The sequence below is a fragment of the Psychrobacter halotolerans genome (genome assembly GCF_039680845.1).
In the GTDB taxonomy this organism is placed as follows: domain Bacteria; phylum Pseudomonadota; class Gammaproteobacteria; order Pseudomonadales; family Moraxellaceae; genus Psychrobacter.
Genome location: NZ_JBDKWD010000006.1, coordinates 156,829 through 182,472, shown reverse-complemented (window position 1 = coordinate 182,472; position 25,644 = coordinate 156,829). Strand labels below are relative to the sequence as shown.

19 protein-coding genes are annotated in these 25,644 nt (G+C 45.2%); 9 read left to right on the top strand and 10 right to left on the bottom strand.

Annotated elements, in window-relative coordinates; genetic code table 11:
• Positions 1-247 precede the first annotated feature (247 nt).
• Positions 248-838 carry a hypothetical protein gene (locus AAJP47_RS11965; protein WP_346718145.1) on the top strand — a complete coding sequence of 197 codons (591 nt, stop codon included), beginning with the start codon at positions 248-250 and terminating at the stop codon, positions 836-838.
• 98 nt (positions 839-936) lie between these two features.
• Here the strand turns inward: AAJP47_RS11965 and AAJP47_RS11960 are convergent, their stop codons facing one another.
• Positions 937-1,959 (bottom strand): patatin-like phospholipase family protein, encoded by a 1,023-nt coding sequence (locus AAJP47_RS11960; RefSeq protein ID WP_346718144.1) that lies wholly within the window; start codon positions 1,957-1,959, stop codon positions 937-939.
• Between the two features lie 517 nt (positions 1,960-2,476).
• Between AAJP47_RS11960 and recG the strand changes: the two genes are divergently transcribed.
• From recG to AAJP47_RS11940, 4 genes are all read left to right on the top strand, one after another.
• Positions 2,477-4,813 carry an ATP-dependent DNA helicase RecG gene (gene recG / locus AAJP47_RS11955; protein ID WP_346718143.1) on the top strand — a complete coding sequence of 779 codons (2,337 nt, stop codon included), beginning with the start codon at positions 2,477-2,479 and terminating at the stop codon, positions 4,811-4,813.
• A 512-nt stretch (positions 4,814-5,325) separates the two neighbouring features.
• Positions 5,326-6,666: an efflux RND transporter periplasmic adaptor subunit gene (locus AAJP47_RS11950; RefSeq protein ID WP_346718142.1), complete on the top strand. Its 1,341-nt coding sequence runs from the start codon at positions 5,326-5,328 to the stop codon at positions 6,664-6,666.
• Positions 6,663-9,758: an efflux RND transporter permease subunit gene (locus AAJP47_RS11945; protein ID WP_346718141.1), complete on the top strand. Its 3,096-nt coding sequence runs from the start codon at positions 6,663-6,665 to the stop codon at positions 9,756-9,758. The genes AAJP47_RS11950 and AAJP47_RS11945 overlap by 4 nt, the downstream gene beginning before the upstream one ends.
• Before the next feature lie 153 nt (positions 9,759-9,911).
• Positions 9,912-10,526: a YceI family protein gene (locus AAJP47_RS11940; protein WP_346718140.1), complete on the top strand. Its 615-nt coding sequence runs from the start codon at positions 9,912-9,914 to the stop codon at positions 10,524-10,526.
• Positions 10,527-10,669: 143 nt separating this feature from the next.
• On the opposite strand, the gene AAJP47_RS11935 is transcribed toward AAJP47_RS11940, so the two are convergent.
• The 9 genes from AAJP47_RS11935 to AAJP47_RS11895 form a co-directional block, all read right to left on the bottom strand.
• Positions 10,670-11,674 carry a Csu type fimbrial protein gene (locus AAJP47_RS11935; RefSeq protein ID WP_346718139.1) on the bottom strand — a complete coding sequence of 335 codons (1,005 nt, stop codon included), beginning with the start codon at positions 11,672-11,674 and terminating at the stop codon, positions 10,670-10,672.
• Complete coding sequence (locus tag AAJP47_RS11930; RefSeq protein ID WP_346718138.1) at positions 11,671-14,130, bottom strand: fimbria/pilus outer membrane usher protein; 2,460 nt, start codon at positions 14,128-14,130, stop codon at positions 11,671-11,673. Before AAJP47_RS11930 ends, AAJP47_RS11935 begins: the two co-directional genes overlap by 4 nt.
• On the bottom strand, positions 14,081-14,842 hold the full coding sequence (locus tag AAJP47_RS11925; RefSeq protein WP_346718163.1) for a fimbrial biogenesis chaperone: 762 nt from the start codon (positions 14,840-14,842) through the stop codon (positions 14,081-14,083). The genes AAJP47_RS11930 and AAJP47_RS11925 overlap by 50 nt, the downstream gene beginning before the upstream one ends.
• 5 nt (positions 14,843-14,847) lie before the next feature.
• A complete protein-coding gene (locus AAJP47_RS11920) occupies positions 14,848-15,384 on the bottom strand; it encodes a spore coat protein U domain-containing protein (RefSeq protein ID WP_346718137.1) in 537 nt (178 codons plus the stop codon).
• 699 nt (positions 15,385-16,083) lie between these two features.
• A complete protein-coding gene (locus AAJP47_RS11915) occupies positions 16,084-17,589 on the bottom strand; it encodes a tripartite tricarboxylate transporter permease (protein ID WP_346718136.1) in 1,506 nt (501 codons plus the stop codon).
• Between the two features lie 5 nt (positions 17,590-17,594).
• Positions 17,595-18,050, bottom strand: a complete 456-nt coding sequence (locus AAJP47_RS11910) for a tripartite tricarboxylate transporter TctB family protein (RefSeq protein ID WP_346718135.1) — start codon at positions 18,048-18,050, stop codon at positions 17,595-17,597.
• 114 nt (positions 18,051-18,164) lie between these two features.
• On the bottom strand, positions 18,165-19,205 hold the full coding sequence (locus AAJP47_RS11905) for a Bug family tripartite tricarboxylate transporter substrate binding protein (RefSeq protein ID WP_346718134.1): 1,041 nt from the start codon (positions 19,203-19,205) through the stop codon (positions 18,165-18,167).
• Between the two features lie 448 nt (positions 19,206-19,653).
• Entirely contained in the window at positions 19,654-20,454 is an 801-nt protein-coding gene (locus AAJP47_RS11900; RefSeq protein WP_346718133.1) for an amidohydrolase family protein, read from the bottom strand.
• A 23-nt stretch (positions 20,455-20,477) separates the two neighbouring features.
• Positions 20,478-21,767 carry an SLC13 family permease gene (locus AAJP47_RS11895; protein ID WP_346718132.1) on the bottom strand — a complete coding sequence of 430 codons (1,290 nt, stop codon included), beginning with the start codon at positions 21,765-21,767 and terminating at the stop codon, positions 20,478-20,480.
• Between the two features lie 382 nt (positions 21,768-22,149).
• Between AAJP47_RS11895 and AAJP47_RS11890 the strand changes: the two genes are divergently transcribed.
• From AAJP47_RS11890 to AAJP47_RS11875, 4 genes are all read left to right on the top strand, one after another.
• A complete protein-coding gene (locus tag AAJP47_RS11890; protein ID WP_346718131.1) occupies positions 22,150-22,875 on the top strand; it encodes a GntR family transcriptional regulator in 726 nt (241 codons plus the stop codon).
• Between the two features lie 94 nt (positions 22,876-22,969).
• The gene (locus AAJP47_RS11885; RefSeq protein WP_346718130.1) at positions 22,970-23,356 is read left to right on the top strand and encodes an MFS transporter; all 387 of its coding nucleotides are present in this window, start codon (positions 22,970-22,972) and stop codon (positions 23,354-23,356) included.
• A gap of 183 nt (positions 23,357-23,539) precedes the next feature.
• Complete coding sequence (locus AAJP47_RS11880; protein ID WP_346718129.1) at positions 23,540-24,532, top strand: DUF1852 domain-containing protein; 993 nt, start codon at positions 23,540-23,542, stop codon at positions 24,530-24,532.
• A 71-nt stretch (positions 24,533-24,603) separates the two neighbouring features.
• Positions 24,604-25,632 (top strand): methionine synthase, encoded by a 1,029-nt coding sequence (locus AAJP47_RS11875; RefSeq protein ID WP_346718128.1) that lies wholly within the window; start codon positions 24,604-24,606, stop codon positions 25,630-25,632.
• The last annotated feature ends 12 nt before the right edge of the window (positions 25,633-25,644 follow it).

The following is a 25,644-nucleotide window of genomic DNA, read 5'->3' as shown; positions in this document are numbered from 1 at the left end:
ACGGGTTAGAGATGACAATATAAGATGGGAGACTTACTCATGATGAGCGCGCTTTGTCGTCAATTCAGCCTATAATGGATAACAAAGCAGCAAAGCAAAGATGAGTGAACAGGATAAGAGTGTTCTGGCGAAACCATAATGTCTCACATCGATCGTGAGGTTTCTACATGATTCAACGTATATTAAAAGCGAGTCAAGCTTTACCAGCTGCGTTTTACCGATATATTAACTAGGGATAATGAAAACCATGAAAAAAAGTAACCAATTTGCTAGTCCATTTAGTGCTTGGAGCGGACATCGCTTGTTTCACGTTGTTGCTGGTACGCTTATCGGTGCTATGGTCGTCACGACACAGGCCTCAGCAATGCTACCAACACCCGAGCAGGCCGTTGATGGTTCAGTGGCGCTGCAAGCGGACGCTAGCCAAAACAGTCGCTCAAGTGCGCAAGCCGTCAATAGCAAAATTACCGCCTCATTGGTCAGTGCCGATGCAAGTGGTCAAGAAGTCTTGGTTCCTGTTGATGCCAATACACGCTTGCAGTCTGGTAATGTTTTAGAGTATCAAGGGTATTTTACCAATACCAATGCTGACCGCGTTCGTAAAATGACGGTTACGATGAGTATTCCTGATCAAGTAGAGCTACTAAAAACCGTATCGCCTGATTTCCCTTACGGCAGTGCCGATGGCGATACGTTTGCTCGTATGCCTTTGCGCGGTAAAGTGGACAATCAATTGCAAGAAATCCCCTTGAAGTACTATAAAGCAGTACGTTGGGATCTTGAAGGCGTTGGTCTTAATGACACCGTCGTCGTTAAATATCGCGCACGCGTTAAATAAACGACCCATCAGATATTGGCTTTCTAAAAAACACCACCGTTAATGACGGTGGTGTTTTTTTATGGGTTATCAGATTTCTTATTCAATTGTTTGATGAATTAAAGCGTGGCGTATTTACTTTGAGATTTTTGTTTGATGAGCTGCTTGATGGCAGCAATTTGCGGTGTGGTGGCTTGCGTGCCCGCCGTTATAAGCGCACGGCGCTGACTGGTATCGATTGAGCTGATATGACCAACATCAGGTGTGATGACAATATCAGCGCGGTCACGCTCTTGGCGCATCGCTAAGCTGCGATTGGTACTTGACTGATTAAGGCTACTATTTGTACTTTGCTGAGTGACGATACTGTTTTCTAATAACCCCCAAAAGCTGCTAAAAGCGTTCAGAGTGGGTATTTTATTGTTGGTTGGTGTACGGTCTTTAACCTTTGGCACCGTCACATCGACGGCGATCACAATATCAGCGCCCAAATCACGCGCGCTATCAACAGGCACCAAACTGACCACGCCGCCATCGATGTATTTTTTGCCCACATTTTCTGGAATACGCGGCGCGATAAAAATATTGGGAATGCTACAGGACGCTTGTACGGCTAGACCTGCGTCCCCCGTTGTAAAGACCGCTTTTTTTAAGGTGTGTTTTTCGGCAGCGACCGCCGCAAACCGGATGGGAAAATCCTCTATGGCGCGTTTGTCCACTTTATTATTGATGAAGTTTTTGAGTTTGATACCCTCAATAAAACCCTGATTGGATAAGACAAAGTCTGTCAATTCACTGTCGGTTGTCGTCAGCGCCAAACGCTCAAGCTGCGCTGGTGTATAGCCGCTAGCATATAGGCTACCCACCAAACTGCCCACGCTGGTACCAACGATGAGCGTGGGCGTGATGCCTTGCTCTTCTAATGCTTTAATCACACCCACATGAGCAAAGCCTTTGGCACCGCCGCCCCCCAATACTAAGGCCACACTTGGCGATTCTCTGTCGGGTAAAGGCGCAGGCGTGCTCGTGGCTGGTGTTAAAGAGTGGCAAGCGATGACATTGAGTCCCAATATGGCAAGCAGGCTGACGCGCATACAGACTGAATGCTGACGATGCTGGTAAGGTGTAGGGGCAGCAGACATAAAAAAGACCTCATATAATGGCTAAAATGCAGCAAAGCGCACATCAATTATTGGTATGATATAACTGATTGATTTATCTTTAAATCTTTATCAAGCAGTATCAATAAATCGCTGAGTAGACGCAATAGCAAATTCAAGAAATATCATGACTCAAAAAATATCATTAACCACGTCAAATCCGTTTGACTCAATGAATGCAGGAATGACCTTTTTATTTTTGGGCACTTATATGCTTGAGCGCTTATGTTCTGGAATATTTTAGTTTTGAGAATGAGTGTGGCTTGTCAGTTATACTTACAATGGCTTAATATTTGATAGGGCGTTATATTCTATAGTGCTTTGATGATAATTCTGATAATACGTTGCAGGTTTTCGAAGAAAAAAACTAATTACTTAAAAACTAATTACTTAAAAACTAACCACTTAAAAACTAACCACTTAAAAACTAACCACTTAAAAACTAACCACTTAAAAACTAACCACTTAAAATTTAAACACTATCTTTTTAGGATTTTTGATGTCGACATCCGTTAGTCACTCGCCCGTTCATGCATCAGACTATGCTAGGTCTGATCAACCCGTCTCGGCGCTCGATATGCCAGTGACGGCGCTGGCGGGCGTTGGCTCAAAAGTCGCTGAGCAATTGGCGCAATTGAACATCAAACGTGTGTTTGATTTGCTGCTACATCTGCCGCGTGATTATGAGGATCGCAGTCGCTCGTTGTCCATTGCAGAGGTGGGTCACGGACAATCTGCCTTAATCACTGGACGGGTGGTTCATGTCGATACCAAGCGCAGCGGTATGACGGTTGTGATCGATGATGACACTGGCACGATATCGTTGCGGTTTTTTAAAGTCTATCGCGGTCTTGCCGACACCATGAGTTTGGGGACGCGGTTACAGTTATTCGGCGAAGTAAAAGTCAGTCGTTATGGCAAACAGATACACCATCCTGAGTACCAAATCATAACGAACAACGCAGCAGTGACCAATACGGGTCTTCAGCCTATTTATCCTAGTGTCAAAGGCCTGCATCAAAATAAGCTACGCACCTTGATTAAGCTTGCGTTGCAGACGGTTCGTAGCCAAGGTTTGCCAATGACGCTGTTGACCACAGCTGACTTTGCGGTGGTTGATGATTTGCCCTTGGTGCCTTTTGAGCCAGCAAAACCGGTCGTACAAGAGGGGTATGCAGAAGACATATTTTCTACACTGGCGCGTAGTGTACCGGATAACCATGTCAACCAAATCAAGCCAACGACGTATGATGCCAATGATAATGACGCACTGGCAGCTACGCAAAAGGCCAGTAGTAATGTCTATAATTTGACGATATTTGAAGCATTGGTATTGCTGCACACACCGCCCACCTATACCGACGCTCACCAGCAGCATAAACTGTTAAACCAATTAAGCGCGCGTACGCATGCGGCTTGCCAGCGTTTGATTATCGAAGAGTTGACGGCGCATCAGCTCAGTTTATTGTATCGTCGCCAGCAGCTGCATCAACATAAAGCGCCTAAGTGCGTCATCGACAGTTCACTGGCAGATAAGCTATTTGCCGCGTTGCCCTTTGATTTAACGGGTGCTCAAAAAAGGGTAATGAGAGATATCACAGCAGATATGGCAACCTCAATTCCTATGCTGCGATTGGTGCAAGGGGATGTGGGCGCTGGCAAAACCTTGGTTGCAGCAGGAGCGGCAGGTTACGCCCTTGATAGCGGTTGGCAGGTGGCGGTAATGGCACCGACAGAGATTTTGGCAGAGCAGCATTTGCTTAACTTCAAAAACTGGTTTGAACCCTTAGGAATCAATGTTGGTTGGCTGGCAGGCAAGCAAACGGCCAAGCAGCGCCGAGAAGCATTGGAAGCAGTGGCGGAAAATACGGTACAGATCGTCGTTGGTACGCATGCTTTGTTCCAAGAGCAGGTGCAGTTTGCCAAATTGGGACTGGTTATTATCGATGAGCAGCATCGGTTTGGCGTTGAGCAGCGCATGGCATTGACCAATAAAGGCGTGGCCAACAGTACGCCGCATCAGTTAATTATGACCGCTACCCCAATCCCCCGTACGCTGGCAATGAGCGTCTACGGCGATATGGACACCTCCATTATCGATGAATTACCACCTGGACGGACGCCGATTACGACAGTCACTATTGATCGCAATCGCCGTGATGAAGTGATTGAACGCATTGCCATTAATTGTGAAGCGGGCAGGCAAGCGTATTGGGTATGCTCACTGGTAGAAGAGTCTAGCGTATTAGATGCGCAGGCAGCAGAAGCGACGTATGAGGATTTAAACGAGCGCTTGGATATTCGTATTGGATTAGTACACGGCAAAATGAAATCCGCTGAAAAACAAGCCATCATGCAAGCGTTTAAAGCGGGCAATTTGGATTTATTGATTGCCACTACGGTCATCGAAGTGGGGGTTGATGTACCCAATGCGTCATTGATGGTCATCGAAAATGCGGAGCGTTTGGGTCTGTCGCAATTGCATCAATTGCGCGGGCGCGTAGGGCGCGGCTCAACCAAAAGTTTTTGTGTCCTGCTGTATCAAAAACCTTTGTCGGAGACAGGAACCGAGCGTTTAAACGTCCTACGCGATAGTACCGATGGCTTTGTTATCGCGCAAAAAGACTTGGAGCTGCGTGGACCAGGCGAGCTTTTGGGTAAACGCCAAACGGGCAACGTTGGTTATTATTTGGCCGACCTCATTCGTGATGAGCAATTGTTTGCGATTGCCCAGCGCTTGTCCAAGCACTTGATCACCGACCAGACGCGCAAAGCAGATGTGACGCAGCTGATTCATCGCTGGATGCCGGAAGCAAGCCGCTATACCAACGCGTGATATAAGTGCGTGATACGCTTGATATAAATAGCGGTGCTAAAAGCGCTATCAACAGTTCGAACCTTGTTTTAATACTGCCGTTTCTGTAATCACTTGATCCAATGGTTGGGGTTCTGTCCTGTCTATTTGAACCGTCATCCGTTTTCAGCCATCTTCTGTAGAAAAATATCGTGAGTGACTGCCAAGTCTTGAAACCTCAAACACGAGATATAAATATAAAATGATGACGGGCGATGTGCTATTCTCAATAGCTTTATAGACTATTGTATAATAAACAGTAGGTTAGAGCGCATGGCGACCTTTTACGGTGAGCTTTTATAGTCAATGAGTTTTATTCCAAAACCGCGCAAAATCGCGCTTTAATAGGTTACCCATTAGCACCTTGCCTATGACCTATGATTTTTAAATATTTGCTGATTATAAGATTACTGCGACTTACTTAACGCTAGTTTTGAACATTCAACTATCGAACCTTTTAGTTTTATCATTGCCTGTACTTATAGAGAGTGATCATGAGCGATCTTAAAGAAACCAAGCCTAAGTCACCAACCGACGCTGAGCTACCACCGTATCGTCAGTCTGACTCGGTAGGCAAACCTGCGCCAAAGCTGCCATTATGGTTGTGGCCCGTATTAGCAGCGGTGCTTGTCATTGGCGTATTGCTTGGAAAATATTGGGGCGGCAATGATGAGACCGCGATAGGAGCGTCGTCGACCTCTGACAGCGCTCTGAGCGATGGGAGCAAGACGGGTGAGGCTAGTGCTGAACCTGCTGTGTTATCTGTCGAAACGGTCATGCCAAACCAAGAGGACATTGGCGCCAGTTTGAGCGCTGATGGGACGATCAATGCCAAAGACACAGCGAATGTCAGTGCTAAAGTAACGGGCGTTGCCATTGAGCAGATATTGGTAGAGGAAGGAGATCGCGTCAAAGCAGGCCAAGTATTGGCAGTATTTGACACCGATGCCATGGAACAACAAGTCTTGCAAGCAGAAGCCGATGTGGCAGAAGCCGAAGCGACATTGGTCAATGCCAGTGCGGATGCTGCGCGCGTCCTACCATTGATAGATATCGATGCTATTAGTAAACAAGAAGCAGACCGCTATCGTACCTCAGAAGTCAAAGCAAGAGCGGCATTACAAGCCTCAAAAGCACGTTTAAGCAATCAGCGTTTGACGCTAAAAAATGCCAACGTGCTTGCCCCAGTCAGCGGGGTCATTAGTGAAAAGATGGTGGAAGTCGGTATGGTCGCAGGCGGCGACCCGCTGTTTACGATCATCAAAGGCGGCGTGTTGGAATGGCGTGCTGAGATCGATCCTAAGCTGGTCAGTGACATTACTATCGGTACACCCGTCCGCGTCAGCTTGCCAGATGGTGACTCGGTCGCAGGACAGGTAAACCGCATCGCGCCAACCGCAGATGACAACCGTCAGATTACCATCTATGCAAGCTTGGCTGCCAACCCAAAAGTGCGTGCCGGCATGTACCAAACAGGCGAGTTTCTCTTGGGCAGCGCCAGTACACAAACGCTCCCCAATAGTGCGATTGTCAGCAACGATGGCTACGATTATGTGATGCTGGTCACTAATATCACCCAACAGAATGGCATAAGCGTTGGCCGTATTCAGCAGCAACGGGTGACGCTCGGTGAGCGATTGGGCGAGAACGTCGCGGTCACAGAGCCATTGCCAAGCGACAGTCAAATTGTGAAGCAAGGCGGTAGCTTTTTAAACGATGGAGATTTGGTGCGCATCGTCAATCGCACGACCCCAATAGCCAATCAAGCGTCTGCTTCTAAGAACGGGACATCAGATAGCGCATCCACTGGCACAGCCTCGCAGGCGCGCTCATGAGTTTAAATGTCTCCGCTTACTCGATTAGAAATCCGCTGGTTGCTATTTTGTTGTTTGTACTGCTGACGCTCGGCGGTATTTACGGCTTTATGAAAATGAAAGTACAGCAGTTTCCCGATATCGACCTGCCCGCTGTCGTGGTTACTGTGACCTTGCCGGGTGCTGCACCTGCCCAGCTTGAAAGCGACATTGCCAAAAAGATAGAAAACAAGCTCACCAGTATTGAAGGCATCAAACATATCCGTACGACGCTACAAACTGGCGCGGCCACCATGGCCACTGAGTTTGTGTTAGAAAAAGACATTCAAGAAGCGGTCGATGATGTGAGATCAGCGGTCGGCGAAGTGCGTGGCGATCTGCCCGCCGCTGCTAATGACCCTATCATCACTAAAGTTTCAACCGCCGGGTTCCCTGTGGTGACTTACTCGGTCGCTGCTGAAAATATGAGTGTCGAGGACTTGTCTTGGTTTGTCGATGATACCGTTACCAAACGTCTCTCAGACATCCCTGGTGTCAGTACGGTCAGCCGTATTGGCGGCCTACAACGTGAGATCACTGTCGCGGCTGATCCCATTGCCTTAAGCGGCTTAAAGTTTGCGATTGCGCAGTTGTCGGATCAAATAGCGGGCATTCAACAGGACAGCTCAGGCGGTGAAGCAGAAGTTGGAAACAATACGCAGACCATTCGTGTGCTTGGCGCAGTTGAACGTGCCAATGAGCTCAATGATTTACAAGTGGCTGTTCCTACTGGCGGTACACAAGCGCTTGGACGCATGGCGCAAATCACAGATGGTGCCTCTGATCCAAATTCCATTGCCAAGCTGGATGGCAAGACGGTAGTAGCATTTAACATCACGCGATCACGAGGCGCCAGTGAGGTAGAGGTGATGGCGCTGGTCGACGCAGAGCTGGCAAAGCTAACGACAGACGTGGGCAATATCAGTATCGACAAAGTCTATGACCGTGCCACCCCTATTGCAGAGGATTACCAAGCGTCATTACGCATGTTGATTGAAGGCGGACTGCTGGCAGTCGTGGTGGTTTTCTTATTCTTGCGTAATATTCGCGCGACCATTGTGGCCGCCGTTGCCCTGCCACTGTCTGTGATTCCAACTTTTTTGGGTATGTATCTGTTTGACTTTAGTCTCAATATCATCTCACTATTGGCGCTATCCTTGGTAATCGGTGTGCTGGTCGATGATGCGATCGTTGAGGTTGAAAACATTATTCGCCACCTGCGCATGGGTAAGACGCCTTATGAAGCCGCGATGGAGGCGGCAGATGAGATTGGCTTGGCGGTGGTCGCCACCACTTTTACACTGATTGCGGTGTTTTTGCCCACGGCCTTTATGGGCGGTATTGTCGGACAGTTCTTTCGTCAGTTTGGTTGGACGGCGGCCTTATCGATTTTTGTGTCATTGATGGTTGCGCGTCTTATCACTCCAATGATGGCGGCCTACATACTGCGACCCGAGAAAAAACAGGTCAAAAAACAAAGTGCGTCGATGCGTTGGTATCTCAAAATCGTCACGTGGACGCTGCATCATCGCTGGCTGACGATGGGCGCAACGTTACTGTTATTTGTCGCCTCATTAACCTTGGTGAAGTTACTGCCAACCTCGTTTATTCCTGATAATGATATCGATCAAACTCGAGTGGCAATTGAGCTGACGCCTGATGTGGCATTGGCAGACACTGAGCGGGTCGCAGCAATGGCAAGCGAGCGTATTTTGGCGATGCCTGAGGTGACCAATATTTTCACCTCAGTCGGCGAGGCTCAAGAGGCCATGGGCTCAACCTCCGGAGGTGGTAAATCAGAAAATATCGCGGGTTTAGATATCGTGCTTGCGCCAAGGGCAGAGCGTATCTCTAAACAAGACATTGAACGAAAAATCAATAACGTGCTGGCAGAAGTACCGGGTGCTCGCTTTACGGTTGGCTTATCGAGCGGCGGTGAGAGCGGTTATAACTTCTCTATGACCAGTACCAATCCACAGTTGCTTGAGCAGACCGCGCAGCAGATCATGTCAGAGATTCGAGGTTTGCCTAGTGCGGGTGCGGTGACCAGTGATCTCAGCCTGCCACGCCAAGAGCTCACAGTCACACCAGACAGATTAGCAATGGCGGATAAAGGCGTCACCACACAATCTATTGCGACGACGCTACGTGTGGCAACGGTGGGTGACTATGAGCAGCGTTTGTCCAAACTTAATCTAGACACACGTCAAATTCCTATTGTGGTTCGTCTGCCTGATATCGCTAAGCAAAATGTTAGTCAATTAGAAGGCTTGTATGTGCCAAGCTCCTTACCAGCAGGACAAGGCGTGCGTGTGGGCGAGGTTGCGTCACTAGACTTTGGTACTGGCCCTTCACAAATCAGCCGTCTTGATCGCGAGCGTGCGATTAGCATTACAGTGCAGCCCGCGAATGGTGAGCTTGGAGATTTGGTGCAAGCGGTCAAGGCCGTTCCTACCATGCAAAAACTACCGCCTTCGATTACGATTATTGATCAAGGCCAAGCTGAGAACATGGCTGAGCTATTTAATGGTTTTGTGATTGCCATGTCGGTTGGGGTCGTCTGTATTTTGGGTGTCCTTATTTTATTGTTTGGGCGGATATTACAACCGTTTACCATCTTGATGGCATTACCACTGTCCATTGGCGGCGCGTTTGTGGGCTTGGTGATTACCAATAGCAGTCTTTCTATGCCATCCATGATTGGTTTTATCATGCTAATGGGTATTGCTACCAAGAACTCTATCTTATTGGTCGATTATGCCTTGATTGCCCAGCGTCGCGGCTTGGCACGTTTTGAGGCGATTGTGGATGCCTGTCGTAAGCGCGCGCGTCCTATTATCATGACCACCATTGCGATGGGCGCTGGGATGTTGCCCTTGGTATTTGGGTGGGGTGATGCCGATCCGACGTTTCGGCGTCCGATGGCAGCGGCTGTGCTTGGTGGTCTTGTGACATCGACATTATTGAGCTTGGTGGTGATTCCTGTTGTTTATACTTTGATGGACGATCTGTCAGGTTGGTTTGCCAAATGGCTCACGCCCAGCAAGAAAAAAAGCGCCGCCATTGACAAATAAAGGGAACGTATAGATTTAGCGCTGTGGTAAAGCAATGGATTACCCGCACAAGGATGTGATTGACTGAGAAAATACCACCATCAAGGTCGTGTATCACAGGTCATTTATCAAAGGGCCATTTATCAAAGGGTCATTTATCAAAGGAAAGTTGTCATGCGCCTACTGTCATTTTTAAAACCATTATTCTGCTATGGTAAGCCCATGGCAGGTTTACTGGTGAGTACGTTGGCTATCGCTGCTGGACATGCTGCTACCTATCATGTAGATCCCACTCATACCAATGTCCGCTTCGCGATCGATCATTTTAAGACGTCTACCAATACGGGCGGCTTTTATAATTTAACGGGTCAGCTCGAATATGATCGGGCGGCCAAGATAGGCAATATCTCGCTTATCATTCCTTTAAATAGCTTAATGACAGGTGACAAAGCCTTTGACATAGCGCTTAAGAGCGCAGATTTTTTTGATATCGAAAAGTTTCCATTGGCGCGTTTCGAATCCACCAAATGGTATTTTCAAACGGCTAACAATCGCTCAGAAGTGACCAAAGTAGACGGTATGCTCACGCTACACGGACAGACCAATCCAGTCACGTTAACGGCCACAAAATTCAACTGCTATTTGAGCTACGTATTGAAAAAATCAGTGTGTGGTGGTGACTTTACGACGACCATTGATCGGACGAAGTGGGGCATTAGTAAGTATACTTTGTTAGGTATCACAGAAAAGGTGGATTTAACCATTCAGATTGAAGCGGCCAAGCAGTAATGGTAAAAATCGTTTATGTTTATTGAGGCATAAAGCATATAAAAAGGTCGAGACTTAATCCTAGGTCTCGACCTTTTGCTTTTATCTATGAGTGTTGACATACCATCTTGCCAGCGAGCATCCCAATAAAGCCAGTAAACACATTAATAATTAACGTTAATGGTTACCGTGTCAGAATAGCTGGCTGGTTTGACATCCGCGTTCGGGACGGTCACGTAGACAGTATGAGTTTGGGGGTTGCCACTACCTCTACCAATGACGCCATTGGTTAAGGTGTCATAGGTGTTACCATTATTGCCCCATATCGTACCCGCTGGGTTTGAGAGCAATTGGTAAGGGAGCTTATAAGTTTTACTTTGTGTGTCGGTCATAACGCCTTGACCATTGATATCGCCATTAGAGGGCGCTAATCCAATATTATAAGGCGCATCATTGGTACAGGTCATATCAATCGCTTTATTATTGCTACCTGTAAAGTTGGTTGCACTTGCTGGACGACTGCCCAGAAGGATGTCAGAGGTGGTATTGATTTTACAATCATTGACAACAGTCGCTTGTACTTTAAAGGGAAACTGGCTTTGTTGATAAGAGCCGGTTTCGCAGCCAAACGGCGTTGATTCGACATTGGATTGGTAGGCTAGTGTCGTGTGATTACCACTAAAATCACTACTATAGACCCCTTGGGTAGCAAGAGTATTACCAAAGCCTGCTAGTAAAGAGAATTTAATCACCACACTGTCTGTAACCGTTGTATCGGGAGGAATAAGGAAAGGTGGCGGTTGGTATATAGCGTCACGGCTATTTCCCCAAAGTGCGCCATTCGGCAATGTCATGGTGAATGCCAGTTTAGCGTCATTGGGTCCAGTCATATAGCGCGGGTTCAGCGAAGTGCTGTTGTCATTATTACCGACGCCAAGGCAGACCGATGCATATCTATTCGATGGCTCATTATTCGTGCAGCTATAGGTTAATGTGCCTGTAATGCTCGCATTATCAGCGTTAAAAGGCGTAATAGTGTTGCTGATGTTCACCGTATTGGTATTCATGCTTGCTGAGCAAGTAATTTCAGCTTGCGCACTAGCAATAGATAACCACAACGTGACGAGCAACCATAATAAGCTGTAACGCCATTGCAGTAATTTCATCATGGTTGTTCCTGTTGACAGATAAAAGGACCAATGAGCGGAATCTCATCACCCTGCTTGGTATAGTCAAAACGAACCGTGCAAACGTCAGCAGCAGGGGTCGTTACTTCAATAACATTGTGTTCATCGAGCGTATCTAGATATACCTCACCATCAAAACCAACGACGGTCGGGGGTGCTTCTGTGTTGGTGATTAATCGTACTTGACTGCCAAGGGGCAACGGTTGGTTATTCCTGTCTACTAGGATAACAGAGGCAGAACGCACTGGTGTGATGCCAAAAGCCACAAGGACACCCGCACGATCAGTGGGGGTGGCGTCAATACTGACCTTATCAATACGCAGATCAGCTGGCAACTCTAGTGGATCAATACCGATTTTATTATCTTGATAAGCGTTTAGCGGTGAAACCAATAATAGTCCGCGGCTATTGGTCGTACCAATAGGGCTGTTTTGTAATAAGACGGGCACATCAGCGATACCGCCTGTAGATACAACGGCAAAACCACTATTGATTTGACGAGCAGCAAAAAGCCCGCCTCCCATGCTTACCAGCGCTCCTGTCGCACTGACGTAGCTGGCGTGACTGCCACCGTTACTGCTAATACCTGCTTGTGCTTGACCATAGCGCCCAAGGTAATTTATCTCAGCAAGCCCGTCTGTACCGCTTCTTCTGCTCGCGCTATCCTCATCTAAGTTTTGCCGTGCTTGTGCCCGCCAGCCAAAGCCGCCTGAACTTGGTGCGGATCTTGACGCCTCAGCTGCAACAAGGGTGTTGTTATTGGCATGCTGTAAACTGCTGCTCAGAGAGATATTGCGATCCAGTGAGAAGGAAGCGCTCACAAAGGCGCTGTCGTTATCAGAATCATTAATGTCATGATTGTAGTTGGCGTTCACGCTTAATCTGCGGCCAAAAGATTTAGACCAGTAAGTGCTAGCGAATTGGGTGGTTCCAAACTGCGCTTGTGCCACTTGATTGTAACTGATGCCAAAACGGCCCAAAGACTGTGTGCTATAGCCCGTTGAGACCTGCTCACTGCGGCGAGCAGGGGCCAAACCATATTGCGTGCCCACATCACGGTAATCACCGTTAGTGCCCGTCGCACCTATACCAATATTGAAACGATTGTTGTTCCATGAGTAGTTTGCACTATACTGCGTGCCGCTTTGCTCCCGACCTTCACTGCTTGCTAATGAAACAAATAATATCCCACCTGCGCGGCCAAGTAGCCACGTACCCCCAATACCCGCGTTACTAAGGCCGCTTGTGACCTCAGCATGCGTTTCTGCAGTAAAGTGGTCGTTCACGCCATAACGCCACGTACCACTGGCGGCTATATCGCTACCGTAATCGAAAGAGTCGAAACCGTAGTTTTCACGCACAACCCCAAGCTCGGCTGACCAATCAGCGAGTCCGGGTTGTAGTAAACGATGGACATCGTATAAAGAAAAATTAAGGGTGGAGCTTTGTCCCAATGCATCGGTCACGACCAGCTGCGCGGTGCCCGCACCGCTGAAACTAGGTGCTGTATTAAGCTCGAACGGGCCAGCAGGTACCTCGCCACTATATTGTTTGAGACCATTGACGTAGAGCTCTACCGCTGATGGTAACGTAGCGTCGCCAAAAAACAAAGGCAATGGCGTGGTTGATCGATAGGGTTGGAGATCAAAATTGGTGCCAATTTGTAGACCGCCCAAACGCGTGGATCGTGTCCATGAGAGCGCGCCTGTAAGAATATCGCCTGCACGCACCGTCAGAAGTTTGTCAGGAAATGATCGACTCCAACTGGTATCTAAACGTACAGTACGGCTGTCCCAATCTCGACGATTATTGTCATTATTAGCTGAGTGATTGGCAGTGGTTAAGGCAGTAGAGCTAAGCACGCCGAGCTCATTAAATGCACGTAGCTCTGTATAAGCGCTAAGGTTTTTGGCGTTATTTTCAGTTTGAGTACCATAGATATTATAATTGAGCAAGATGCCGGGCGATGCGGTGGGCTTTGGACGCTTATTGGTACGCGTGCTACGGACGGTGGTGTCCAAATTGAGCATGGCTAAAGGTGCGACAAGGTTGAGTGTTTGCCGGCTAGCATTATAATCGATTTTAAGGTCAGGTAGGCTGTTTAGTGCTATGGCATCGGTGGCATCAGAAGGGAGGATAAAGCCAAGCTTTTGCAAAATTTGGGTGCTTGCCCACAGCTCATCTTCACGGTAGTAAAAATGCGTCAATCCTGAACTGGCGCCATTTAGCGTGACATCTAGATACAGGTCTAGTCCAGCCTCATCATCAGGGCTGTAGCTGTCTAAGTTGAGTTGGGAGAGTTCGTTGTCGTCAATATCTGTAGAAGCAATCTCATTCAATTCTACAGCGTGGCTGGCAGATACCGCCACGCATTGTAGAACAACTGCTTTAGCGAATTGACGTATCCATCGTGACGTCTGGTGTCGTCTGAGTACCATTCATCATAACCTTGAATTTACCACCCGATGTCAGGACAGAGGACGGTACATTCAGCGTCCAATTCATAGTGGCACCAGGTAATACATACCCCAGCAGCCCTGAATTAATCGCTGTACTTTTGCCTGCCGTGTTCACAAAGCTTAGACCAGCCAACTGCGCATGACCATTGCCACGGTTACTGACACGAAGTTTTATTTCTTTGCCATCCGGTTGCAAATGGGTACTCCATTGCAGTTGCGGGCTGGTCTTAGTAACGCCAACTGGTTGTACAAAGACGGGAAGAGAGTAGCTTAGGGCAAACTGTAACCCTGTCGTTTGGTTATCAGACTTGATTGGTAACTCATTAACCAAGACACGATAAGCATCCTCTACGGCGCCCGTACCTTGCGGTGGTGCCTTTGCCCGAATGATCCGAATCAGCTGTTTCTCACCCGGATTGATCTCAATCATGGGCGGACTGGCTAATAGCCCTCGCGATGGCGTCAGCTGATCGCCTGTGTCATCCTGCAACCACTGATACACGCGCACTTGCGCACGCACCTTATCGTTACCAGAATTACTCAGCGTCAAACCACTGGCACTCTCGCGAGCTTGTAAGCTTAAGGAGATGGGAGAAACCTGCAAGCCACTTGCCACTGCCAAACCAGACGACAGTAGCAAGCTTGAGATAAGCAAGGGTTTTGCGATATAGCGTAAGCAAAGATCTAGCATCACTATTAGTAAACGATAGAAGCAGTAATAGTATCTGTATAAGTATCTTGCTTCACATCAGTGCTGCTCGTTATTTTGGCATATACAGGATGTAAGATAGGTGTGCTTACGCCTACGCCTATACCAGCAACGCCAGTGCCTTCAGCATCAGTACCAAGGGTACCAGTATTGCCCCAAGCTTTGCCTTCTGTATTAGAGCTTAATTGATAAGTAATCTTGTCACCCAAGGTACCAGTCATAATGCCTTCACCAGTCGTGCTATCTGCGTTGCCAGCGGAGGACAGATTAACGACATACGGTGCGTCATTAGAACACATTACTGAAATATCTCCAGCAGATTGTTGACTTCCAATTTCGTCACCTGTGCTACCAGCAGCAATATCTGTAAAACTAATAGAGGCAGCAGAAGCGCTTATATCGCAGACAGAAGTAATTGTCGTTGTAACACTGAACTCTGATGAATCAGCAGCATTCGCAGAAATAGCGGTAAAGCCACCAACAGTTAATAAAGCAGCGCTGATTAGGGTTTTGTTGAATTGCATTTTATTCTCCAGTGAATATAGATCACTTAACATTGCAGTATATAAGAAGGGTATTTAGTCGATTATTGTCCGATTTTTTTAAATGATAAAACTACTTAAATTGAGAATCGACTGATATAAATTAACGACATAATCTGTTTGCCTACAAACTGTAAACTATTCGTCTTAGAATATATACCGTTTGTCGCTTTTGTTAATTCATTGTAATATAGAATTTCTTGAATTGCACGCTAAACGTTTGATTATTCATGTAAATTTTCAAAGAAATTGTAAAGCTAAAATTTTTTATATTTACAAATAGAGTGTTTACTTTTTTATAAATATAAAAGATTTTAATGATAATGAAGTATATCTTAACTGAAACGTCATTAAGCTATAAATGACAGGAGGTGGCATGACAATAAGGATTAAATCGACGAAGTTATCATCTCATTAATCGTCTTATATTCTCGATTATAGTGATCATAAGAGAGCTTTAGCTGTAATAGGATTAGAATGTTTTTAAATAAATAGGATGAATGGTTGCTCTTAAGCTTATTTTATAACTAGTAGACTTTAGTTTTATTTAAAAATATCTATCAAATGTCTAATAATTTTTTACTATCAAAATAACCAACTTTCTCGCCTCAAAAAAAACGGTGGGCATACATAAAGTACGACCACCGCCGGAGAAAACGAATAAAACAGATCAGTAAGCGATTAAACAGCAGATTTCTTATAACGCTTACGGTATATGCTACGGATGATTGGCATAAATACCATCAAAATAGCTAGGGCCCATAAAGCGATGGTGATAGGGCTGCTCCATAAGATAGACAACTCGCCTTGAGAAATCGATAATGCGCGTCTCAAGTTAGATTCCATCAGCTCGCCCAATACATACCCTAAGATCAGGGCTGATAGAGGGAAGTTTAACTTACGTAAAAAATAACCAAATACACCCAGTGCAACCATAAACACCAAGTCAAAGGTCGTGCTATGAATTGAATATACCCCAACGAAGCTGACAGCAGCGATTGCTGGTATCAATATATAGTTTGGTACATCAAGCAGTTTTGCAAATAAGCCAACCAAAGGAATATTCATCACTAACAAAATAACGTTACAGATGAACAAAGAGGCAATAAGACCCCAAACGATATCTGGCTGCTCAGTAAATAACTGGGGACCTGGCGTGATATTATACAAGGTTAGTGCACCCATCATAACCGCGGTAGTACCAGAACCGGGTACACCAAGGGTTAGCATCGGGACAAATGAACCACAAGCAGACGCGTTGTTTGCCGCTTCAGGTGAGGCCACGCCGCGTAAATCGCCGTCTCCAAACGTTCCGGTGTTACCTGCGATTTTACGTTCACTCGCGTAAGTCATGGCACTCGCGATAGTTGCGCCTGCACCCGGTAGGATACCAACGACAAAACCCATTAAACCACTACGTAGCATGGAACCCAAACTAAACGTAAATTCTTTAAAGTTTAATAAACTGCGCTTACCCTGTTCGATAACTTTGTGGCCAGTCGTGGTCTTTTCTAATAAGATCAAAATTTCGCTGACACTGAAAAAACCAATGACGATGGTCGTAAATTGAATACCATCGGATAAATTAACCGAATCAAACGTGAAACGGTAAATACCCGTAACCGCATCAACACCAACGGTCGCTAGACCCAAGCCGATCAAAGCCGCAATACCGGTTTTAACAGGTTGGTCACCAACTAAGCCGCTTAAGCAGGTAATCGCAAATACCATTAGTACGAAGTATTCAGACGGTCCAAATGAGATTGCCCATTTGGCTAATAAAGGAGCGAATAGTACCACGCCGATTGTCGCGATAGTGGCACCGACAAACGAGCTGACGGCAGACAAAGACAAGGCAATACCGGCCTTACCTTGTTTTGCCAAGGGATAGCCGTCGAGCGTTGTCATAATGGCACCAGCATCACCAGGCACATTGATAAGAATGGCAGAAATACGTCCACCATACTCACAGCCAAGATACACCGCTGCCAGTAAAATTAGCGCGCTTTCTGGTGGTAATCCAAGGGCAAAAGCAAAAGGTAATAGTATCGCCACGCCGTTGATAGGGCCAAGGCCTGGCAACATGCCGACAATCGTACCCAAAAACGCACCGATAAGCGCAATCAATAAGTTTTTTGGTGTCGATGCAACAGCGAAACCATGCATTAAAAAATCAAAAGTATCCATATTGGCTATCCTATTATCCCTGATAACAATCCGAGTGGTAATTTGACGTCTAAAAATATGTCAAACAAGATATATAAGCCAATACTGATTAAAACTGAAAAAATAAGGCTTTTAAGCGGATTACCGGCAAACAGCAAACCGACCGCAAAAGACATCAGAATAGTGGCAAGGATAAAGCCTAAGGATTCAAAGATCAGACCATAAACCAATAAGGCGAGCGCACAGAGTACTAGGTTTCTGATGATGGGTTTGCTCCACCCCAAATCAATAGGCTTGGTAAAACTGGCAGGACGAAAAGCGACGACTAAAGCACCAAACGCCAGTAAAGAGAAGATTAAAATAGGATAAGGTCGAGGACCAATTGGGTCATAAGCAATGGGGGCAACATAACCAATGGCTAAGTATATTAAAAATAAACTTACTAGCGCCATCAGCCCAGAAAACAAACGTTCCATTGTCATAGGGGCATTCCTTGAATGAGGGGAAAAAAGGCTGACAGATAGGGTTCCTGCCAGCCTTTAGAAATACCAAAACATGTAAGATTCAATTAATAAGGGGACTGATTCTTAATGTGCTTATTTGGTTTCCGCTGCAGCGTCAACAAGACCATACTCAGCAGACAACTCACGTAACTCACCAGTACGTTTATAAACGTAGGCTTCTAGCTCTTCTCCAGTCATAGAGAATGGCAGTAATTCTTGCTGCTCACGTATTTCAGCGAATTTTGGATCAGCAAGCATTTTGTCAAAGGCCTCTTTCCACCAGTTATAAGCACCTGGGCTAACGTCTGGACCCATGTAATAACCACGCACCACTGGCCAAGTCACATCATAGCCTTGCTCTTTAGCGGTCGGGATATCGGCCATAGAACCGTCCAATCTTTCATCTGCAAATACCGCTAGTACGCGTAGTTTGCCTGCCGTGGCTTGTGGCATAATCTCAGCGATACCCGCACTAACGACCGTAATATGGTTGCCCATAACCGCTGTAATGGCTTCACCGCCGCCTTCCATCGCCACATAAGTCATGTCGCTTGGATCAACGCCAACGGCTTTAGCCAAAATAGCGGTTTGCATCCAATCCTGACCACCGACACTACCACCAGCACCGAAGCTGATAGATTTTGGATCGGTTTTTAATGCTGCGACCAAATCTTTTAGGTCTTTAATGGGTGAGTCTGCATTGACGGCAATAGCGCCATAGTCAGTACCGACACCTGCCAACCATTTCACATCTTTTTCGGTGAATTTACCAAATTTACCCTGTGATAGATTGAGAATAGAACCGGTAGAAAAGGCAATGATGGCATCGCCATTGTCACGATCATTAGCCACGATTTTGTTATAAGCAACCGCACCAACGCCGCCTGGCATGTAAGTGACGCGCATAGGATCTTCCAAGATACCAGTGTCTCTTAAGCCTGCTTGCGCAAGTTTACAAGTCAAATCAAAGCCGCCGCCTGGTTTTGCTGGTGCAATACATTCTGGACGTGAAGGCGCGGTAAGCTCACTTGAGCCTTCTGCCGCTGCATCCGTACTCGCAGTTTCGTTTGCATTATTACAGGCGGTTAAGGACAGGATAGAGAGACCTAACGCTAGATAGGATAGTTTTTTCACACGACACTCCTTGTGTGTTTGTTTACGAAAAAATCAATAAAATGCGAATAGAGGTAGAAAAGTGATAGGCATAAGACCACAAGACCATCGCACCGTGACATAGCACCGTAAAAGGCACGTGCATTCACAAATTCGTGGCACTATCATTTTCAATGTTATGCAAAAGTAACAGAATATTTTAACAATGACAAGAAACATATGTATGTATGTATGAATATTATTTTGAGGCAGTCAATCAAAAAGTAAAAGAAGGCACGTTGTTGAATCGTTTAGTAGCGTCAAAATTACTGGCAAACACGCGTGTGCTTTTTTCTGTAAGGTACAAAGCATCAGGTATTTGCAGATTATTATTGATGAGCGCTCAATCAGTTAATGACTGGTTTTTTGAGATAAGTTGCGTATCGGCTGTGTCGTTCTGATAATGATGGGAGAAGAGAAGCCAGTTAATTTAGAATTTGAACAAATGGGTATTGTTACTCGTCAAGATTTGCATTGCCAGTTCCTCGTTATTGATAATGGTCTTAAACGTGGTCAGTGCTTTGGTGAAGTTGATGTGACTCTCGTTTTGGGTATGCGGCCAGTCACTTCCCCAAATTAGGCGATTGCTCATATTATGTTGTATCAACAGTTTGATAGCGTCTGTCGCATTTTGAATCCCTATCTTGTTTCCTAACCGATAATAAGCAGAGGCTTTAACCCAGTGTTGATGGGGGTCAAGCATGTCCAATAGCGCACGATACTCTTGATCTTGCACCCCTTTAATAGGATTAAATCGACCGAAATGGTCAATCACGATATCGATGGGATACTGCTTTAGCACGGGCAGTAATTGGATTAAATAGACAGGCGGCGCTTGAATCTCGACTTGCCAATGGATATCGGCCAAATTGGTTAAAAAGCTTTTCCACTGCGGATCGGTTAAGTCAGGACAAGGAACGCCAAACAGATTGATGCGTATACCAACAATGCCTTGCTTATCGAGCGCCTGCAAAGCAGGCATGTCTACGGTATTTGCCAAAACCGCAATACCTCTTAGACGCTCAGGATATTTTGAAAGGGCTTTTAACAGATAACTGTTATCGGTGCCCAAAAAACTTGGCTGAACCAATACGGCTTTATCAAAGCCATGCTGGTCGAGTTGGTCGATATAACTCTCCACGCTAGCGGTGTAATCAGGTCGATAGCGTGCAGTGGCTGGAAACGACTCGTGGTGTGAAAATACATGTGCATGGGCATCCATGTAATCCATATAAATCTCTTTTTTAGTAGCAGTTAAAACACGATTTGGATAAATAAAATCGCTATTATGCCAACAACGATATCTAAAGGTACGGCTTTAAACAACAAAATATGTAAAAGCTTATTTTTATCGATGTGTACTTGTGCTGCGCCCAATATTAGACTGCCGCCTGATGAAAAAGGCGAGATGGATGAGCTTTGAGCCCCCACAACAATACAGATAAACAAGAAAAAAGGGTTTAAGCCGGAGGCCACGGCGAGTGCTGGCACCATCGGAAATAGAGTCGGCGCTACGACCCCAAGCGTGCTGGCAAATATCGACATAATTGCGCTGATAATGAACACCAAGCTCGGTATCATCCAAATAGGAACGTTGGTACTTAACCATTCCGTTAGCTCATAAATGACACCGACCTCCACGCCAAGGCTAATCAACATACCGACGCCACAAATCATAATAAGCGTGTTCCAAGGTATTAAGGCAATCACGGTTTTTTCATCACCCAGCTTCAAAAACAAGCTGACTAAAGCGAAGAAAATAGCGATAAAACCAATATCAATGCGGGCGTTCAAAAACTCAATGGTTTCTACATTTGGTATGAGTAGATTGGTCATTGGTACAATGAGCACCGTGGCCATCATAATGAAAATCAGCATGATAGACTTTTTTTGTTTGCTATCGAAAGGTTCTGGTACGACAGTTTGAATCGCTATTTTGCTAGATTTGGCATTGATAGAACTATAAAGACCTAATAGCACCACAGGCATCAAAAAGGTAGCAGCAAATATCCCTAAACCGTAAGTGAATGTATTGTCATTTGCCACGCCCGCGCCACTCATAAGCTCTCTAAAAATGACCCCACTTTGTGAGGTAACAAAGTTAGCGCCGGCAAGCGCTCCGTAGTTCACCGATAAGGTCGCAATAATGATATTTAAATTGGTTCGTTGAGACAACAATAAAATCATCGGTGCCATAGTCGCAAGCACGGTGTAATAGCCCGCTCCTAAAGCTGCTACAATCGTGGCGGCAAAGAAAATAGCCAAAGGCAAAAATGCGGGAAAGTGTCGACATTTATATATCAAATGTTCACACAGTTTTTCTAAAGCACCATTGGCAAGAGAGAAGTTGTAGAAGAGAGTCACTGCCAAAATAACGAAGAAAATTTTGAGGGGCCACAGTTTAATAACCTCATAAGCGCTAAGCTCCATCCCAAAACAACCAATAAGGTATGAAAAGACAATCGCAAACAGGCCGATATTGATTTTGGTGGTGTAGCCCAGCACAATAGATATCACAATGGCGGCTATAATGTAGAGAGTCATAACTACTCCTTGACCTGAACTGGATGAATTTTAAAAAAATCCAAATCAATTTTTATAGATAAAAGAGCCTGACTATAATATTGACAAATGGTTGTTTGGCTTAGAAAATCACATAAGCTTTAAAAGCGGATTTGATTGAGTAGAATAATAGCAAAAAAGACCATGTGAATTAGATAATATTGCCTATAAGACCATATAAGCTTTAACATTAAACCAATACACATAAGATTTACCCAACGCTTAAGATAGAGCCATCAGCCATAAATATTAAGCATCGGCTATAAATATTAAGCCATCGACCATATACTACTTACTAGGGCCACAACCACGCTTAAAGCATTTAAGATCATGTTTAAAAGCCCTTCCATTGTGGTGAAAAAAAATGATAAAAAATTTCAAGAAATTTAAAATGCCACGCTATGAGCAAGTACGGTGGCACATTCAAACCTTACTCACCGAGAGTCAGTGGGATGAAAGTAAACCTCTCCCAACGGAACAGGAGTTTGCAGATAAGTATCAAGTATCGGTGGGCACTGTCCGTAAGGCAGTTGAGAAGCTAGTAGAAGAAGGGGTTTTGATAAAACAGCAGGGCCGTGGTACGTTTTTAAAACCACCAAACTTCCAGAGTTCATTATCAAGGTTTTTTAAGTTTCGCGGCAAAGATGCTTGTTATGTCACACCAACTGGCGTGGTCAAAAAAGTCATGCAGATTGAAGCTATTGACACAATCAATGAAAAACTAGAAATCGATAAAAACGAAGATCTCATTTATATAGAACGTGTGCGTATCGTCGAAGACGACATCATTTTGAGTGAAAAAATCTGGTTGCCTAAGCGTCTGTACGAACCACTTTTGGCAATCGATCCCAAAGATTTTGGCAATCTGTTATATCCGTTTTACTACAAAGAATGTGGACAGTTCGTCTCGTCTGCCGTAGAAAAACTGTTCTTTATAACGGGTTACAGTGATCATAATTTGGACAATGAAAAGCAAGAAAACCTAGTAAAGGTATGCCGCATCGCCAATAATTTAAAAGGTGATCCAATCGAATACAGAGAGTCATACGGGCTGGCAGAAGATTTCAGTTATGAGATTAATATTATTTAATGGCTAAAAATGATAACTTAATTCAAAACTCCCTGTTTATTGGCTGAAGTAGTCAATCTTAGTAAAAGTAAACGAGTTAATAAGAGGACAGCTTATGTCTCGTTTATATCCAGTCTCTAACAGCATCCTTAGGTTTAGAAAAGTTTTCTATCATTTTTTGGTTTTACTGGCAATTTCGATGCTGGTTTTAGCGGTTTGGCCATCACAGCTCGTTACTGTTTTCTTCTCCGCTGCGCTGTTCGGCGTTACCTACATTATGCTAACTGGTATTTATCTCGTCTGGGGCATTCGAGTTTATGACGATCGACCAGCTATTGGTCTCGGTCTTCCTTTTCTGGTGCTTGCTATTGGTCAGATAATAGGGACGCTCGTTGCTGGTATGCTCATTGAGGCAACTAACCACCTTATAACCTTTATTATATTTGCTGGGATTGGGCTCATACCAATATTTCTAAAATATAAGTCAGAAGTCAGCGTTTAATTAAAGTCATAAAATACTTCCTTATTTTCTGAATAACGTAAGGTCAATAAATAAATATTATAAAGATGAATTTTACTCATCTTTTATTCAAATTAAGTCGTTTTTATTCATGTAATGGTTCAGGCATAATTCACTCATACAACATATTTAGTTTTATCTTAATTATTAGGGTAGCGAATCATTATGAGTAAACAATTTATCTGTTCAACGTCCACCATCCGTTTTGATGAAAACTATCTTCCGGCAGACAGCACCCGTCTGACCACCAACTTTGCCAATCTGGCGCGCGGTGAGCACCGTCAAGAGAATTTGCGCAAAACGCTGAGAATGATCAACAACCGTTTTAACGCATTGGCACATTGGGACAATCCGACAGCAGACCGTTATTCTGTGGAAGTGGACATCGTTTCTGCCAACATGGACATCGAAGGCAATGGCGATGCCTTCCCTGTCATTGAAATGTTGAAAACCACCATCGTTGATCATAAAGAAAACAAGCGTATCGACGGTATGATTGGCAACAGCTTTTCTTCTTATGTGCGCGATTACGATTTTAGCGTTGTATTGTTAGAGCATTTCGATAAAAATCCAGCAACTGCGCCACCAGAGGATTTTGGTGATCTGCATGGCAAACTGTTTCAGCATTTATTGAACTCAGAAGCATACAATGCCAATTTCGATAAAAAACCTGTGATTTGCCTCAGTGTGTCAACCAGCAAAACCTATCATCGCACCACCAATCAGCATCCGGTATTAGGGGTTGAGTACAAACAGGATGAGTATTCATTAACCGATGAGTATTTTCACAAAATGGGTTTAACGGTTCGCTATTTCATGCCTACGGGTAGTGCCGCGCCGTTAGCGTTTTATTTTGCAGGGGACTTGTTGAGTGATTATACCGACCTTGAGCTGATCAGTGCGATCAGTACCATGGAGACGTTCCAAAAGATCTATCGACCTGAAATTTACAACGCCAATTCAACCGCTGGGCAAGTGTATCAACCTAGCTTGAAGTACCAAGATTATTCACTGACTCAAATCGTGTACGACCGCGAAGAACGCAGCCAGTTGGCCGTGAAGCAAGGCAAATTTACAGAAGAGCAGTTTATTAAGCCTTATCAAGACATTCTGGAAGAATGGGCGGCAAGCCAAGAAAATGACAAATATGCGGCTTAATTGAGTGACGTATAGAAAACCCCACATAAGAATGAATAGATAAAAAATTAACATATAAAAGATGAGCCAACATGACAATATTATTACCAACATCAACCGCTGGCAGTTTACCAAAGCCCTCTTGGCTGGCAGAACCTGAAAAAATTTGGTCACCTTGGAAACTAGAAGGGGATGAGCTTTTGCAAGCCAAGCAAGATGCGCTACTGGTCTCATTGCAAGAACAAGTGCGGGCAGGAGTCGATATTGTCAGTGATGGCGAGCAGACCCGTCAGCATTTTGTGACCACGTTTATTGAGCATCTCGATGGTGTCGACTTTGAAGATCGCAAAACCGTGCGTATTCGCAATCGTTATGATGCTAGCGTGCCGTCGGTGGTTGGCGATGTGAGCCGTCAAAAGCCTGTGTTTGTTGAAGATGCCAAGTTCTTACGTCAGCACACCAACCAGCCAATCAAATGGGCGCTGCCAGGCCCAATGACGATGATTGACACGCTGTATGATGGTCATTATAAAAGCCGTGAGAAATTGGCGTGGGAATTTGCCAAAATCTTAAATCAAGAAGCAAAAGAGTTAGAGGCCGCGGGCGTTGACATTATCCAATTCGATGAGCCTGCTTTTAATGTGTTTTTTGATGATGTGAACGACTGGGGTATTGCCACGTTAGAGCGCGCCGTTGAAGGCTTAAAGTGTGAAACGGCGGTTCATATTTGTTATGGGTATGGTATCAAAGCCAATAATGACTGGAAAAAAACGCTGGGTTCAGAGTGGCGTCAATACGAAGAAGCGTTTCCTAAATTGCAGCAGTCTAAGATCGACATTATCTCACTTGAGTGTCAAAACTCACGCGTGCCGATGGATTTGATTGAATTGATTCGCGGTAAAAAAGTGATGGTCGGCGCCATCGATGTGGCAACCAACGACATTGAGACGCCTGAAGCTGTGGCCAAAACGCTACGAGCTGCTCTACAATTTGTCGATGCAGACAAGCTTTATCCCTCGACCAATTGCGGCATGGCACCCTTATCTCGTCAAGTAGCACAAGGCAAATTACATGCACTAAGTGCTGGTGCAGAGATTATTCGTCAAGAACTGACGAGCTAGTCTAAAAATAAG